The 209-nt window shown below is 63.2% G+C and carries 1 protein-coding gene; it reads right to left on the reverse strand.

Annotated elements, in window-relative coordinates; translation table 11 throughout:
• Positions 1–209 (reverse strand): hypothetical protein (locus QYL93_RS31900; protein ID WP_305747440.1); only part of this gene is annotated, 209 nt, incomplete at both ends.

The following is a 209-nucleotide window of genomic DNA, read 5'->3' on the forward strand; positions in this document are numbered from 1 at the left end:
ACGGTGAGGATGCCGGTGGCGGCGTTGTACGAGGAACTGAGGATGCTGGGAGCGGCGTTGGCGACCGTGATGCCATTGCCCGTGAGGTCGGCAATGTTGCCGCCCGTGACCACGCTGTTCCAGTCATCGCCCGCTGCGATGTTGTACGTGGTGCTGCCTGCGGCACTGGTGCCGTTCTTGTTGAGCAGGGAGTCCACTGCTGCAATGTC

The organism is Acidovorax sp. A1169, from assembly GCF_030704685.1.
Taxonomy (GTDB): domain Bacteria; phylum Pseudomonadota; class Gammaproteobacteria; order Burkholderiales; family Burkholderiaceae_C; genus Acidovorax.